This window comes from Nostoc sp. ChiSLP03a, assembly GCF_034531215.2.
Classification (GTDB): Bacteria; Cyanobacteriota; Cyanobacteriia; order Cyanobacteriales; family Nostocaceae; genus Nostoc.
This window is the reverse complement of the sequence record NZ_JAVRBQ020000154.1, coordinates 12218-28246: the sequence shown is the minus strand read 5'-3', so window position 1 is coordinate 28246 and position 16029 is coordinate 12218. Positions and strand designations below refer to the sequence as shown.

At 42.8% G+C, this 16029-nt stretch carries 13 protein-coding genes and 1 pseudogene; 10 read left to right on the top strand and 4 right to left on the bottom strand.

Annotated elements, in window-relative coordinates:
- Positions 1 to 146 precede the first annotated feature (146 nt).
- Complete coding sequence (locus RMY32_RS26180) at positions 147 to 506, top strand: VOC family protein (RefSeq protein ID WP_322710826.1); 360 nt, start codon at positions 147 to 149, stop codon at positions 504 to 506.
- Between the two features lie 202 nt (positions 507 to 708).
- On the opposite strand, the gene RMY32_RS26175 is transcribed toward RMY32_RS26180, so the two are convergent.
- Positions 709 to 1902, bottom strand: coding sequence for a Coenzyme F420 hydrogenase/dehydrogenase, beta subunit C-terminal domain (locus tag RMY32_RS26175; RefSeq protein ID WP_322710825.1), 1194 nt, complete (start codon positions 1900 to 1902; stop codon positions 709 to 711).
- A 54-nt stretch (positions 1903 to 1956) separates the two neighbouring features.
- Between RMY32_RS26175 and RMY32_RS26170 the strand changes: the two genes are divergently transcribed.
- The 3 genes from RMY32_RS26170 (at position 1957) to RMY32_RS26160 (ending at position 2676) form a co-directional block, all read left to right on the top strand.
- Positions 1957 to 2136, top strand: a complete 180-nt coding sequence (locus tag RMY32_RS26170) for a type II toxin-antitoxin system HicB family antitoxin (protein ID WP_322710824.1) — start codon at positions 1957 to 1959, stop codon at positions 2134 to 2136.
- Between the two features lie 85 nt (positions 2137 to 2221).
- Positions 2222 to 2431 carry a hypothetical protein gene (locus RMY32_RS26165; protein WP_190911601.1) on the top strand — a complete coding sequence of 70 codons (210 nt, stop codon included), beginning with the start codon at positions 2222 to 2224 and terminating at the stop codon, positions 2429 to 2431.
- A gap of 20 nt (positions 2432 to 2451) precedes the next feature.
- Complete coding sequence (locus RMY32_RS26160) at positions 2452 to 2676, top strand: hypothetical protein (RefSeq protein WP_322710823.1); 225 nt, start codon at positions 2452 to 2454, stop codon at positions 2674 to 2676.
- 127 nt (positions 2677 to 2803) lie between these two features.
- Here RMY32_RS26160 and RMY32_RS26155 read toward each other — a convergent pair whose 3' ends face one another.
- Positions 2804 to 3772: a DNA polymerase III subunit delta' gene (locus RMY32_RS26155; protein WP_322710822.1), complete on the bottom strand. Its 969-nt coding sequence runs from the start codon at positions 3770 to 3772 to the stop codon at positions 2804 to 2806.
- Between the two features lie 136 nt (positions 3773 to 3908).
- Positions 3909 to 4322, bottom strand: coding sequence for a hypothetical protein (locus RMY32_RS26150; RefSeq protein WP_322710821.1), 414 nt, complete (start codon positions 4320 to 4322; stop codon positions 3909 to 3911).
- A gap of 341 nt (positions 4323 to 4663) precedes the next feature.
- Here RMY32_RS26150 and RMY32_RS26145 point away from each other — a divergent pair.
- The 6 genes and pseudogenes from RMY32_RS26145 to RMY32_RS26120 all read left to right on the top strand — a co-directional run.
- Positions 4664 to 5197: pseudogene (locus RMY32_RS26145) on the top strand (PadR family transcriptional regulator); the annotation flags it as partial.
- 126 nt (positions 5198 to 5323) lie between these two features.
- Positions 5324 to 6181, top strand: coding sequence for a sugar kinase (locus RMY32_RS26140; protein WP_322710820.1), 858 nt, complete (start codon positions 5324 to 5326; stop codon positions 6179 to 6181).
- Between the two features lie 301 nt (positions 6182 to 6482).
- Entirely contained in the window at positions 6483 to 7343 is an 861-nt protein-coding gene (locus tag RMY32_RS26135; protein WP_322710819.1) for a 3'(2'),5'-bisphosphate nucleotidase CysQ, read from the top strand.
- Positions 7344 to 7748: 405 nt separating this feature from the next.
- Positions 7749 to 8063, top strand: coding sequence for an RNA recognition motif domain-containing protein (locus tag RMY32_RS26130; RefSeq protein WP_292779617.1), 315 nt, complete (start codon positions 7749 to 7751; stop codon positions 8061 to 8063).
- 123 nt (positions 8064 to 8186) lie between these two features.
- Positions 8187 to 8381, top strand: coding sequence for a 30S ribosomal protein S21 (rpsU, locus tag RMY32_RS26125; RefSeq protein ID WP_069073011.1), 195 nt, complete (start codon positions 8187 to 8189; stop codon positions 8379 to 8381).
- A 911-nt stretch (positions 8382 to 9292) separates the two neighbouring features.
- Positions 9293 to 10222, top strand: coding sequence for a polysaccharide deacetylase family protein (locus RMY32_RS26120; RefSeq protein ID WP_322710818.1), 930 nt, complete (start codon positions 9293 to 9295; stop codon positions 10220 to 10222).
- A gap of 349 nt (positions 10223 to 10571) precedes the next feature.
- Here RMY32_RS26120 and RMY32_RS26115 read toward each other — a convergent pair whose 3' ends face one another.
- The gene (locus RMY32_RS26115) at positions 10572 to 15980 is read right to left on the bottom strand and encodes a translocation/assembly module TamB domain-containing protein (RefSeq protein ID WP_322710817.1); all 5409 of its coding nucleotides are present in this window, start codon (positions 15978 to 15980) and stop codon (positions 10572 to 10574) included.
- Positions 15981 to 16029: the final 49 nt, after the last annotated feature.

The window sequence follows — 16029 nt, the reverse complement described above, 5'->3', positions numbered from 1 at the left end:
TGGGCAAAACAGTGTTGAGTTAGGAGTTAGGAGTTAGGAGTTAGGAGTTATTCTCCCCCTGCTCCCCTGCCTCACCCTTCAAAAGAGTTCAAACTACGCCAAAATCTAAATAAACGCGATCGCATCTTACTAACATCTTATTAACAATGCAGATTATCCAAAGTCTCCATACAGCGATTCTTGTGACTGACTTAGAACGCTCTGAACATTTTTATGGCAAAGTATTGGGATTATCCAAAATAGATCGTTCTCTAAACTACCCTGGTGCATGGTATCAAGTCGGCGACTATCAAATTCACCTGATAGTTGCAACCACTGTCCCCACGGAAAACCCAAACCAAAAATGGGGACGTAATCCCCACGTTGCCTTCACTGTAACTGACTTAAATGCCGCCAAACAGGAATTCCTCAATCATAATTATCCCATTCAAGCTAGCGCCTCCGGTCGCGCTGCCCTCTTCACTCAAGACCCTGATGGGAATATTATCGAGTTGAGTCAGCAGTAGACCTTTTGCAAAAGTGCTTTTTGCAAGAGAGGGAAAAAGGGTAAAGGTTAAAGGGAAAAGGGAAAATAACAAACCTTTCCCCTGCCCCTTATCCCGACAAATGCCAAGAAGTCTAGTGAGGAGTGAAGAAGGGAATAGGGTACAGGTTACTGGGTACAAATTATTTTCTATCACCTTTCCCCTTTCCCCTTTCCCCTTTCCCCTATTCTGGTAATTTATATTGCCCAACAATACGCTTGGCAAATTCTGGAACGTGCGCTTCTAATTTCTCTGGATGATTGCGCTTTACATACAAATAATTCCGGGTAAAGTGGGAATCAATGGAAAATCGTGCGTATTCTAGACCCTTGGGGCCGATTTTTTCGATTACCACACCCATCAGTTTTGCTGCCCACATCGGTAGAGTAACGCCTTTATCGTAAGCGGGAATACTTTGTTGTACGGCTTCTTTGCGGTTGCCTTTAGACGTTACTGGTTGGGTATCTAACTGGTCTTTCACTAAATCCAGCATTTCCTTACCTGTGTCATTTCTAACTACAATCCATTGCCAGCCGAAGGGTGCGCCCATGTAACCAACAACTAAGTCGGCTAGGGAGTTGACGTAATCAAAGCAACTCATACAGGATGGGGCAAAGACATCTTTGAGTTTGTTGGTCTTCAAGCCAAAGAAAGGCACGGTTTCTGATGAGCCATCTTCATGTTTGAAGTGAACCCGAAAGTCTTGCATAAATTCGTAATGCACAACTGTATCAGGCGAACGGCTGGTGGTTTCTAAGAATTTTTGCAATCCGGCGCGGTTAACGTTGTCTACGCAGGGCGTACCCAAAACATACAGCTTTTCTAAACCAAGTTGTTTTTCTACGGCTCGTAATGCTTGGATTTGGCAACCAACACCAATTACCAACAGCCGCTTCATCCCCGATTTTTCCACCTGTTCTAATATGGAAAGGTTCGGGGAAAGTGTTGGTTTATTTACTCGTGCTGCTAGTATTTCTTCTGGAGTCCGGGCGATGACGGGCATGGGTTGAAAGCGGTCTTCTTTGGTGTTTTGCACGCAGACTACACCTTCAACTAAGCCGCGATTCAACATTTCAATGGCAATGCTGCTCACAATACCCGTCCATTGTGCGCCTTCGATGGGCTGTTGTTTCTTCGCCGCTATCATGTCTTGATGAACACCAAAGTAGAGTTCATCGGGGTTTTCGAGATGACGTGATCGCGTGTGGGTTTCTTGTTCAAGTTCGCCTATTTGCTGATTAATAAAAGCGCAAGCTTCCTTGACATAGTGAATATAGTATGTATCGCATAGTCCGCACTCGCTACAGAGTTCTTTGGCAGGGCGGCGACTGGTAGGTTTTAAGGCTCTGGCTTTTTTGTGTGGAGAAACTGAGGTCATATAAACTTTTTGTTTTATCCAGGAATCGCTTTTATTACAATACCTTCACTGGCTATGAACTTGACGATAGAGATTGAACAAGAAGAGGATGGACGCTTCCTAGCAGAAGTGATTGGTTTTCCTGGTGTGCTGGCTTACGGACAGATACGAAAAGAAGCAGTTGCTAGAGTTCAAGCATTAAGCTTGTTAAATTTGAGTATTTTGATTTTTTCTACTTTACGAAAAGTTAATTGAATATTTCAGTAAAAGTACAAATGTGGTATGAAAAAATCTTTTGTTACTTTTGTTCTAAATTTATTAAATTGAAACGAAAAAAACAATGGCTGAAAAGCGTAAAGAAGACGATATTAAAGAAGCTTCAGGATTCGCAGCAGGCGGAGCAGCAGCAGGTGCAGGAGTGGCAGCTGTGGTTGGAAACATGGGACTAGCAGGAGCATTCGGTGGTATTGCCATTGGGGCAGCCCCAGTTGTAGCTGCTGGCGCTGTAGTTGGACTAGCAGCTTATGGCTTGAAGAAGCTCTTAGATTAAAAAATACAAGAAACAAAAAAATGCTAAACTCTAAAGACTCTAAGACTATACGTGCTATTGCGGTTGCCTCATCTGCTGCTGCTAGTCTAGGCTCAATTACAGTAGCTACAGTTACTTCTACCGCTCCTGGTATTTTAGGTGTTTTGGGATTTACAACAACGACGGTTGTAGCATTGCCAGCAGCAGGAATTGTAGCCACAGCAGGACTTGCAGCTTATGGGGTAAAAAAGGTCTTTTTTGACTAAGCTTTAGATGGTAAAAATTAGTCAAAGATTATAGATAGCCCTTCAGTGAATTTCCTGGAGGGTATTTGCTATTCTCAAAAGGCTTTATCTCAACTGAGGAAGGATGAAAATGTGATAGCACTCAGTACTAAGTAATTGAAATAAAATTTGATTTTTGATACACAGATAAAAGCAGACATTCCCAAACTAGTCGTGGTTGAGCGTAAGAAAGCAAGTGTTTTCGAGATTGTTCTAGTTGGTTAATGATACTAGGTTGATGCCACTGCCGCCAGTAGAACTGCTGAAGATAATCAATTAACCACAGTTGTGCTTCTGTATCTAAATCCTTTTCAATTTTTTTGGCTAACTCTAAGGCGTTACGGTAAGATTTAGGCGCTTTTTTCAAGTCTTCAAGTAACTCAGGGGGAATAGCTTGTAATTGCTCATAAGATGCGATCGCACTTCCAGCACTACCAGCTGCTATACTCAATACTGCCTGATTTGACAAAATTTCTTGATGACCTGTTTGTGTGAGTACAACAGCTAAAGACTGTGCATTTAAGGGATAAAAAGGAATGCGTTGACAGCGTGATACCAAAGTCGGCAACACAGATTCAAGTGTCGGTGCAATTAAAATTAATGTCGCCTGTCCCGGTTCTTCCAAGGTTTTAAGTAAAGCATTCGCTGCGGCTTCTGCCATTGTTTGCGCTTCTTCCAGCACTACCACATTTCTCGGCGCTTCTAAGGGCGGACGACCTAAAAACTCGGTAATTTCCCGAATTTGCTCTAGTCGAATTACCGGAGGGGCTTTACGCTTGAGTCCTTTTTCGGCTGCTTCTGCTGCTGTTAATCGTTGTCCCTGGTATTGGTACGTTGGTTCCACCCACAATAAAGCTGGGTGATTGCCTTGACGCAAACGGTTTTGTAAAGATGCAGTAACTCCCATCCCATTAGAAAATAGCAATTCCACAAAACATCTGGCTGCTAAACTCCTGCCTACACCATCTGGCCCCACAAATAAGTAGGCTGGAGGAACCCGGTTTTGTCTGACAGCCTGAGTGAGTAATTCTATAGCTTGCTGTTGTCCGATAACTGGTGCAAATGGATCGTTAGTCATTAATCAACGTGACAGGACAATCGGTATGGCATAAAGCTAAAATACCTGAGCCTTTGGTGGCAGTTGGTTGATGAGTGCCCAAGTGCTGAGTACGATTCTTACTTTTGTACTCAGCACTGTTTGGGTAAATTAGCAATCAAACCTTAGACGTGAGAAATCTGGATATCTCCGCGTGTGCCAACACAGCACCAGGTTCGCGCTGGAGAGCGTTGTAATACTTTCTCTCGAAGGTATTACCCGTCTCTAACGGTACAATTAGTGTACGGACATCAGCAATCAATTTTTGGAAATCGTCCAGCAATATCGGTTCATCTGCTTGGAGCATTTCATCAACTTGCACAACCATCTCAGAAATGCGATGTAGCCAAGCAAATTGTTCGTGAGCAATGACTAGCTGAAGAAGTTCTCCACTTGATACTCGTCCACTAACCTGTTCGTAGGCAATGCGTTCTGTCTCCAGCAACATCTTGTGAAGGTAGAGTAATTTGTTTCGTAAATCACGCAGATATTGATGCTGACGTATTCTTTCTGTAAGTGTGTTAGAAGTCAATGTTACTTATCCTCTCGTTACAATAGTCTTCAATGGCTTAAGTAATTTCTAAGCATTGAGAATTAGGCATTGGGATGGAATTAGGAAAGAGGGACAGGTAACAGGTGATAGGGAATAATCTATACCCTGTAACCTTTAACCTATTCCTTTCTTCTTCCCCATGCCTTGGTGAATGGAGTTTTTTATCTATTTGGTTTCCTTGCTAAGAAGCATTATAATGAGCATATCTTTATATAACCGTTATGTCTTATATCTGATTAATCATATATTAGCATAAAATTATAAGAAGTACACAGTGTAGAACCAAGCGAGAAAATATCAATTATGGGAAAACCATCTTCATGTCGCTAGCAAATGTAATTTTAGGTCTTCTTCAGCAGCAAGAAATGACGGGCTACGACCTCAAAACGAGCTGCTTCGATCAATGCATTGCCCATTTATGGCCAGCAGATCAGGCACAAATTTACAGAACTCTCGATAAGCTAGTTGAGCAAGGCTGGATTACCTGTAACATTGAGATTCAACACGATCGCCCCAACCGCAAAGTCTACAGTGTGACGGAGCTAGGGAAAGCGGAATTTAGGCGATGGCTAGGGATTCATCAGCCCTTACCGACTATCAGAGAACCTTTACTCGTCCAGTTGCATTTTGCAGATCAGTTGTCGAATGAAACCATCATTCACCTACTAAAGCAACAATTAGCGGCTCGAAGTAAAAAGCTGGCTGAATGTGAAACCATCGATTTGCCATCAATCGGTGATGAATCTGCCAACCGCAAGCAGGTGATGCAAAGGCTGGTGCTGGAGTTGATCATCCGAAGAGAAGAAACTTATATTGATTGGTTGAAGACAGTAATCGAAGTTGTCAGTCGCCAAGAGCCATATCCATTTACCACAAAAGAATTCAGGAGTCAGGAGGTGACTGAGCGACTAGCCTTGAGCGAAGTCGAAAGGAGTCGAAGTGAGCCAGAATTCACAATTGAATTTTGAACGAAAGAACAGATGAATCGTGGATTATTTGTAGGTTTAGTAACTTTAGATTTGATTTACCTTGCTGACTCTGCCCCAAAGAATAATCAGAAGATTGTTGCTACTGACTATACTGTAGCGGCAGGGGGCCCAGCAACAAACGCGGCTGTAACTTTCAATTATTTAGGAAATCAGGCTACAGTCTTAGGTGTAGTGGGTTCTCACCCAATGACGCAGCTGATTCGGGATGACTTGGCAAATTACAAAGTTGCGATCGCAGACCTTGAGCCTATCACTGATTTAGTACCACCTGTATCTTCGATTATTGTCACTCAAGCTACAGGTGAACGCGCTGTGGTTTCGATCAATGCTGTGAAAACTCAAGCTAGCAGCGCATCTATCCCGCCAGATATTTTGCAGAATGTCGATATCGTACTAATTGATGGACATCAGATGGCGGTTGGTGATTCCATAGCTCAAATGGCTAAAGCCAATAATATCCGAGTAGCGATCGATGGTGGTAGTTGGAAGCCTGGATTTGAGCAAATTCTACCGTTTGTGGATTACGCTATCTGTTCAGCTAATTTTTATCCCCCCAACTGCCAAACTGGAGAAGACGTATTTAGCTATCTCAGTGGATTTGACATTCCTCATATCGCCATTACCCACGGACAAGAACCAATTGAATACTTGAGTGGCACTAAAACTGGTATCGTAGATGTGCCGCAGATTCAAGCGGTTGATACGTTAGGGGCTGGAGATATTTTCCACGGTGCTTTTTGTCATTACATTTTAAGCCAAAGCTTTACTGATGCACTGGCACTGGCAGCTAATATTGCTGCTGATTCCTGTAAATTTTTTGGTACTCGGCGCTGGATAGATTTAAGATAATTCGTAATGACGCTCCTGCGGACGCTCGAGTACTCGCTACCGCTACGCTAATGTAATTCGTAATTCGTAATTTAAGACTTTGAATTACGAATTAGTAATTAGTTAAATTAAGTATCGCTGTGCGCCTCTAATCACGTTATATAGCACAAGCCTTGGTGGTTAGGACATCAACAGATGATAAAACTTAGATACAAAAAGACTTTTCATCCAGTCCCCATTACCCCTTATCCCCCTCAGGGGCCGCACCTTCCCCAGTCCCCAGTACCCAGTCCCCAGTCCCTTACTATATATATTTTTAAAAATGAAAGATTTACAAGAAATATTAGCGATCGCTCGTGAGGTAGGTTGGGGCGCAGCAGATATACTGCGATCGTATTACCACGGCACTGCAAAAGACCCTAATTTAGAAGTTCAATATAAGCAGAATGAGCCTGTCACTGTTGCCGATGTCGCTGTGAGTCAATACATTTTGCAGAGGCTACAAACAACTTTGGGTAACGAAGATTTTGCTTACATCAGCGAAGAAACTTATCAATCTTCAAGTAGTGGTAGACAGGCTTCTGCCCCTTGGGTATGGATAATTGACCCTTTGGATGGCACGCGAGATTTTATCAAAAAAACTGGCGACTATGCAGTTCACATTGCTTTAGTCAAGGAAACACGCCCAGTGTTGGCAGTGGTGGCAGTACCAGAGGCTCAAAAGTTATATTACGCTACCAAAGGCGGGGGTACATTTGTAGAAACCCGTAACGAATCTGTTCCTTTACAAGTGTCTTCAGGTAAACGAATTGAGGATTTAACCTTAGTCGTTAGTCGCTCTCACCGCAACCAACGGTTAGATCATCTGCTACAAAATTTACCCTGTCAAAATCAGAAATCTGTGGGTAGTGTAGGCTGCAAAATTGCCACCATTGTTGAGCAACAGGCAGATATTTACATTTCTCTTTCCGGCAAGTCTGCGCCCAAAGACTGGGATATAGCCGCTCCAGAATTGATTTTAACAGAAGCTGGTGGTAAATTTACTCACTTCGATGGCACGCCGTTGCAGTATAACACTGGTGATATCAATCAATGGGGAGGTTTGCTAGCTAGTAATGGTGAATATCACGAACTACTATGTAAAAAAGCAGAAGGTATCTTAGCGCAGTTTGACCATAGCTAACGGGATACTGGATGATGAATATTTTTTAATTTGCTTTAATTTGCTTTTAAGACTTTCGATCGTGGTATGATTAATCTGATTACGAATAATAATCTTTACCTTTTAGTCCACAGCTTAATTTTAAAAACACTAAATATCTGGGCGATCGCGAGTTAATTACGATTTCCGATTAAAAGTGTAACTTGATATAGTACAAGCAAAAAAAGCCAGTCTTTAGAAAGTCTGCAAACCGTCTTTAAAGGTTTGATTTGTGAATAAAATTCACTATCAGACAATATTCAAAGGCTGAATGCTGTGCTACACTCATGGACATAAAGATTATTTTCGGTTGAGTAACTCGTTTTGATTTCTAAAAACCGTCTCTCCGAATTTAACTCTCTACACTCCCTGAATTCGGAGATTTCTATGTCAATTTACGTCGGAAACCTGTCCTATCAGGTTACAGAAGATGACCTAAAGCAGGCTTTTGCAGAATACGGAACAGTAAACCGTGTTCAACTCCCCACAGATCGGGAAACAGGCCGGCCGCGTGGGTTCGCTTTTGTGGAAATGGAATCAGACACACAAGAACAAGCTGCCATTGATGCACTTGATGGCGCTGAGTGGATGGGACGTGATTTGAAAGTGAACAAAGCTAAACCTCGTGAGGAAAGAAGCAACTCCTCTCGCGGTAGCTGGGGTGGCGGTAATAATGCCCGCCGCAACAATAATCGCTACTAAGTCGATTCCTGAAAATTTCACATTTAGAGTCTCCAGCAGATAAAGCCAAAGGCTCGATTCTGCTGGAATATTTTATTTGGTATCTAGTCTTGAACTATTCATCCATATTAAGGAGGAATGAGAATGACACAAGTAGTTCTAGGAGAGAATGAAGGTATTGAATCAGCCTTGAGAAGATTTAAACGGGAAGTTTCTAAAGCAGGAATTTTCCAAGATATGAGAAAAAAGCGTCACTTTGAGACGCCGATAGAAAAAGAGAAGCGTAAAGCAATTGCTAGGCACAAACAACGTCGTCAACAACGTTCTCGCTTCAATTAAAAGTCCAAGCAAATTTGCCCTTCGATTTCACATCTAGCCAACATCTCTTCATTGTTGCCATAGCACTGGCAAGCCACAAGTAATTAGCATACATCAATCAATAAACAACATTGTTCGTAGTATCGCAGTATTGACTTTCGGCGCTACTGAATTATACATGTTTTCAATTGCGTGAAGTATGTATGGGCTTACAGCTAGCTATGTGTCCCTAACTAATATCGTGTCCGGTAAAGACTTATCATCAATCCCGCAGTTCTTGCTGGGGGCTTCTTAGCTGGGGGAAAGAGGAATATTTCCCGTTTCTGCATAGATTACGGGAATTATAACTAATTAACCGGACATGATATTCCTCATCTTCGCACTCACTACTTTGATCGTAAGCGATTATCTGGACATGATATAACGATTACCTGGCATTTCTCCAGGTTACGGTTATACTGCTATCATTGCTGGCTCTACTGGTCAGCTAAATTTACTGAGTATTATTTTACTCAGTGGAATCAGGGTGGCAAATTAGTACTGACTAAATTGAGACATTCTTTAGCTGGAATATTTCAAGGTATTTTATTGTTTTCTTTTTTCTTTTTTCTTTCATCAGTAAATATATAGGACTAGTATTTGATTTCTGAAAAGATACGTAGGGTGTGTTAGCGATAGCGTAACGCACCATCATCAAGGTTTTGGTGCGTTACGAACTGCGTTCTAACACACCCTACAATACTGGAATGTTTCAAGGTATTTTATTGTTTTCTTTTTTCTTTCACCAGTAGATATATTAATTACAACAGACTAAGAATAATATCAAGTCCGGGTAATTCCAATTTAATAAGTAATCACGCGGGCATGATATAAGGTATGGGAACATCAGGGAGAAACCAATCCCCAATAACTAATATTTGAGGAGATTTAATGTGTCTAGTCGTAAATTATCTTTATTACTGAAAATAATAATTGTTTTATTGGTTACTGGTACTAGTAGTTTAGGTATCAGCTTGCTTTTAACCACAAGCGGATTTGAGCATTTGTTGGAAATTCTCAAGCCAAAAAGCGAGAATGCTAAAGCGAGTCATAACAAGCTGATGAGTGCAGATGCACAGAATATAAATCCAGTCACAGAGCAGATGAATGAAGTGCCAAAGGCATTTCAGGGAGCAATCGTTTATCAAGGGAAACTAAAACCGAATGAGAAAGTTATTGCCCTAACTTTTGATGATGGCCCCAGCCCCAAAAATACAGCACAGATTTTAGAAATCTTGAAGAAAAATGATATAAAAGCCACATTCTTCATGATCGGGGAAATGGTGAAATATTTTCCTCAAGTTGCCAAGCAAGTGGCTGCTGATGGTCACATAATTGGTAATCACACATGGCATCATTGGTATCGCCACATGGATTTAGCTACTGCGGCTAGTGAAATCGATCGTACAGCAGAAATCATCTACAAGACTACTGGAGAGAAAACTACTCTATTTCGTCCTCCTGGGGGCTTTCTGAATAATGGACTAGCCGAATATGCCAGAAACGAGAAATACGCCGTCATGATGTGGTCAGAACAATCGGGAGATGCTGAACGTCGTTCGCCTCAAGTTCCAGGGCTGGTCAAAAATGTGCTGAAATATGCAAAACCCGGTGCAATTGTCCTGCTGCACGATGGAGGCGGCAACCGTTCCAAATCTGTCAAGGCTTTACCAGAAATGATCGCAGGTTTAAAAGCCCAAGGCTATAGATTTGTGACAATTCCCCAACTACTAGAAATACAAGCCCAAGAAAAAAGTGTGGAGACAGCAGCATCACCCGTAACAAATCAAGAACATCTAAACCAACAACTTAATCATCAGTGATATCCCAATACGGTTCGGTTAAGGTTTTTTGATGAAAATTATTGCTTGTCAAAGACGCGATAAATCGCCGTCTCTTGCCTTGACCAAACAGTATTGAGTGATATTCTGTCCGGGTAATTAGTTAGTTTATTGGCCAGCAATGCGATTGTTTCGCCTAAGAGGATGTTTGAAAAGTCCTTAACGATGTTGTATCAAATCAGTTTTGTTTGATCCCCCTAAATCCCCCTTTTGAAGGGGGACTTTGATTCTTATTCCCCCTTTTTTAAAGGGGGTTAGGGGGGATCTGAATGTACTAAAAGTCACAGCCGAATACTTTTCAAACAACCTCTAACAATGCCAATGCACCAATCTAAAATCGGGTTTCATACTCAACTTGGAGTTGATTTTCATCCCCCACATCAGTTGAGCCTCGCATCAAAATTTCGTCATTGACTCGATAGAGGACATTGAAACGGAAAGATTCATCGCTAGAAAGAGCGCGTGATAAAGAGGCAGAGAAATTTTTATTAATATCAAACACACCTTCCGCTGATAAATTCAGAATTGAAGCTCTTGATGTTTTTGATTCATCATTATTAATCGATGGAGTCGGAAATATCCGAAATTCACTGAAACCAACAGCTTGTCCGATCGCAGTGATAGTTCCTTGTAAACTACCTAAAATGGTAGAACTAGCGAAATTAGTCAGCCCTTGGCCTGCATCTGCTTGACCAAAAGAACCCAGAATTGAGCCACCCAGCAAAGCAACTATTTCTCCCTTACTACGGCTAGGTTCGCTCGTCAGTTCTAGATTCTCACCCAATTTACTAGCTGGGCCGTTCACCCTCGCTTGAACGGTAACGCTACGTAAAGTCCCAAAGTTGTTTACAGAAACATCACTGACTTCAGAAGACAATGGTGATTCCAAAGTTTGAGTGTTCCTTGCTGATGCTTCCGGTACAATTGCCGTCAGTCGGACATCCAAAGTCGGGTCAAGTCCTTGACTTGGAGTAAACCGCGCAGTTTGTTCGTAGCCCCGCGCCAAGGTAAACTCAGTAGAAAATAAGCTCAGTCGTCCTCCTGTCAAACGAATGGTTCCTTGAGGAAGCGGTTTAGCTAATGTACCATTAATGGTCAAGTCGCCTGTTGCGTCAAACCTCAATAGGGGCTGACTTAATGCCGCTCCTCCTGGTACAAAGCTTAGAAAGGACTGAGTTGTAACCCGAATATCTTTACCTAAAATCAACTTTAAATCTGCAAACGTTACAGGTAAGTTGGGTGGAGTTGCGGTGTTAGTGCTTGCGTCTGTTGTCGCCACTGAGTTAGTGCTTCCGTCTGCTGTAGCTACTGAGTTAGCGTTATTCTCTGCTGTTGGTGTGGCGTTAGGGTTAACTTGTTGTCTATCTAGATTTATGACCTTAGTGTTAGACTCTGCTGTAGCTGCTGATTTTTTTGCAGTAGTAGGCGAGTTGCCAATAATTACCTGACCATCACTCAGTTGAATCTCTCCGCCAATTACAGGTTTTAAGGCTGTGCCGCGAATCACGACATCGCCACCAACACCACCTTCATACAGTCCTGCAAGCTTAAAATTGAGTTTGTCTGCTATTGATACTGTCAGGGGATTCGCTGCGGCTTGTTGAGCATCAAAAATTGGCAAGATACCTGATGCAGTTACTTGCCCTTGATTGTAATTACCTTGGATATTTTCAACGCTTACCGTACTACCATTAAATAGTGCTGTTCCTGTGACATTCGTGAGAGGATCGGATAAGGCTTGAGCGCTAAAGGTAGCATTATTAAATGTGGCGTTGCCGTTAATAATGGGTTCGGTTAAAGTACCTTTAACGTTTAAATCTACTTTTCCTTGACCGTCTACCCAAGCGACTTGATTGTTGGTCAACAGATTTAACAGTGCCAATCCTTCATTTTGCACATTGGCGTCGATGTTGATTTGATTGCTATCAGGTTGCACTTTGGCAAAAGGCAAAGGAGCAGGTACGCTACCTGTAATTGCAACTGGCTGCGTTCCTGTCACGAGTAAGGTACTATCAAAATTCAAGCGAGCGTTGTTGTAATCAAAGTTCACTTGTCCTGTTTGTACGGGTTGTTTGTTAAGGGTCGCATTTGCTAGCGCCACTTTCCCTTGAACTCTGGGGTCTTGCAAACTACCTGCTAAAGTGGCATCAGCATTTACATTACCAGTGATATCTACGGGGTATTTTTCGATAAAAGGCTCTAAAAGTGATAAAGGTAGACTGGCTACATTCAATTTTCCAGATACTTGCTCAGTTCCTAACTGTCCTGAAAACGCCACTAGTCCTCGGTCAATCCCCACACTCAAGGGTGCAAGGGTGACGATACCATCGGCGAAAGTGCCTTGAGCAACGACTGGATTGATGGAATAATTACCCCATTGCCAGTTAGCACCTTGAAAATTAAAGCCAACATTCAACCCAGATTTTAACGAGCCATTGGCTGTAATTGCTCCGCTTAAAGCACCTGTTAATTCTGCAAGGCTGGGTAAAGATGCGGTTTGTTTGGTTTCAGCTTGCTGTTCTTTGGCGATCGCTGTTGTAATATTCGAGAAATATGCTAACTGTGTTTTCAAATCTGCATTCGGCAAGCTGACAGGCTCAGTTTCCAATGCTTCTGCTCCAGCTAACGTCGGAGGCTGCAACCCAGTACTAAGGTCTTGAAAGTCGAAGATATTAAACGCTTGTAAAAGTCTCTGGATATTGGCTTGAGCAAAATTAGCTTGGAATTGAAATTGTGGGTCATTCCCTGCTTGCACATTACCACTGAGAGCAATGTTGCTATCGCCAATCCGCAATAGACCATTAGCCAAGCTAGCTGTACCATCAGCATAATTGATGTTGCCGCGAAATTCATCGGCTGCAACTCTGGCAACGCGAGGCCCTGCGATCGCCACATCTCCCGCAATGGCATAATTATTCAGATTGACAACTAAATTACCCGATAATTGCCCCCCCAGAGGTTTCAATTGATTGTTAGGTAAAAAGCCGCCAACCAGAGCGATGGGAAACTGTTGGGCGTTGATTATCAAGTTATCTCCCTCAGTTCTACCCGTAGTAACTGCCTCATCGCGTTTAACTAAAAATGAAGTGGGACGATAATCTGCGCCTAAGTTAAGCGCAATCCGATCTTGTTTCCCAGCTAATCGCAGACTTCCTCCTTGTCCGCCTTGAAAATTCACATTTCCGGTTAAAAGTGGGTCAAATGCTAAGTTACTCACATTGAAATTCCGCAGCCGGATATTGCCATTAGCTTGGGGTACATCTGGAGTACCTGTAACTTTGCCATTAAAATCCAGTCGCCCTGCTATTGCTACGTCCCCAGGAACTTTAAAACCAGTATTTTGTAAGTTGAAATTCTGCGCCAGTACATTTAAATCAAATCCGGCAATTTGGGGTGCGCCAGTTGGGGGAGACTGAATCGCGATCGCACCATTAGCAGTAAATCCTGCGGTACTTGCATTTTCAACGATAATCTGCTGTCCATTCCACTGAAATCTGGCGGTGAGCGGTTTTGCCAGTTGCGCTATTCCTTGGGGAAGGCTGATTTGTCCGGCGGCGCGAATATCCGCAAGCTGGAAAGATTGGGTTGTGCCTGCTAACTGAATATTGCTATTCAGCCGTCCTCGCAGTTGTGGTGAGAAACGGCTGAGTTGAATTTGAGAAGTTTTGACAGATCCTTGCCAGCGTTGTTGTGCAAGTTGACCTTGAGCTGTGATTGTCCCACCTGCCACGTTCACAACCGCATCGGGAAAGACGATATTCTCTCCTTGTTTGGTAACAACAACTCGTCCGCTAGTGGGATAGGTGGCACTAGGCGCTTGCACCCGCGCGACTGTTTGCAGATTGCTCAGAGTGCCTGAAATATCAGCATTTGCCGAGACATTCCCAATGGTAATCGAGGGTGAAGAATTGTAGGCTTTGGCGATCGCATCCCCTGGTATATTTTTTGCTTGCACATTCAACGCCACCCTACCTTGGGGTGCAAGCTGAACTCGTCCGCTAGCTGTGACTTGCCCTCCCACATCTGGATTTGCTTGAACGCGAGAAACATTGACATTTAACGGTGTACCCAGAGAACCAGAAATTTTAGCGTTCGCAGATATACCACCAACATTAATCGGAGTTGAAATACCATAACCTTGAGCGATCGCATTTCCTGGGATACCCTGAGCTTGAATATCTACGCCTACCTGCCCTTGGGGAGCCAGTTGAATTTGACCATTGGCGGTGATTTGTCCCCCGGCTGGCGGCGTTATCTGAACATTGGAAACATCAAGTTTTAAAGGCTGTTTGCGAAGTGAGCCAGAAATTTGAGCTTTTGCTGAAACATTTCCCACTGCGATCGGGAGAGTAACGCCGTAGGTGCGTGCTAGTATATCTCCTGATATTCCATCAGCTTGAGCATTAAATATTACCCCATCTTTGGTTCCTAAATTAGCTTGACCGCCGCCGATAATCTGACCGCCAGCTGCGGGGACTATTTTCAGATTGGAGACAGCGAGTTGAGATGCAGTTTTAGATGCATTCAAGCGAAAATCAGTGTTGATGGTATTAAATCGAATGCGGTCAACTTGAATCGGTTTGGTGTTACTTACTGTACCGCTGACTACTGGTTGCTCAAGTGCGCCGCCTACCTGAATTTTTGCCTGAATTTCGCCACTAGCTGGAACTGACGAATTTACTTTCAATGTATCTAAGATATTTTTCGCAGTAACAGGTTTTATCAGAGCAGAAACATTAAAACCTGTTTGAGTATTGATTGTTCCATTAGCCTGAATGGGAATTTTGCCAAAGTTTGTACTCAGATTATCTAAAGTAACTGTCTGACCTTGAAATAGAAATTTTCCATTAAAATTAGAAACCGGCTGAGGAATATTTTGGATTTTCGCGGTGATTTGATTAGCTGTAGCTGTTCCCGTAATTGCGATGTCTGAAAGTTTGGGTGGAATCTGAACTCCTAAGTCAGCATTTAAATACCCTGCTTGCAGAGCAATGGGTAACTGAACTAATCGAGTGATATCGGATGCTTGTAAATTTTGTGCTTGTAGTTGGAGGTTAGTTTGTTGAGCTTTTACTTGGGTTTCGCCAACAATTTTAGCAGTGCCTCCCCTTGTGAATTGAGTATTGAAGTCATAACCGATCCTTTGATTTTGATCGGAAAATCGGGCAATACCACCAACTCGATCTAATATGACTGAGCCTTTGGATTTAGTCGGTGCAGTGAATGGCATCAACTCTATATTGCCATCTTGAATTTGAAGTGACTGCAACTCAGTTTGAATAAAGCCTTGTCCTTCCCCAGCCTTAACTTGGGCTGTCACCCAACGACCATCTTTATCTTGTTGAATGTAGACATTGGGTTGAACTAAGGTGACATTTAATGCCAGCTTTCGGGTAAGAAGAAGTTGCAACGGCGAGAACTGCACATCCAAAGCTTTTGCTACCACCCGATCTGCATCGCTGGGAGTGGCTGGTATCGATAGAGAGCTAAATCTCAGACTAGAAAGCGAAAAACGTTCAACGTTCCCAACTTTGACTGGACGCCCCAGTAATTGCTCAAGATTTTGCTGTACTAACGGTGCTAAATCTTTATATACATAGTTTCTAGCCCACCAAGCACCAACTATAATTCCAACTAGTAAAACCCCACCCAAAGCCAAACTGGTACGTCCTAAAAGCAGGAGCCACAGACGACGGTTAGATGGTTCCTGATTGTTTTCTGAATTTGGCGATCGCGTCATGATTGTTAGTACTACCAGTAATATTTTTCTGGAGTGAGGCTAGAGACAA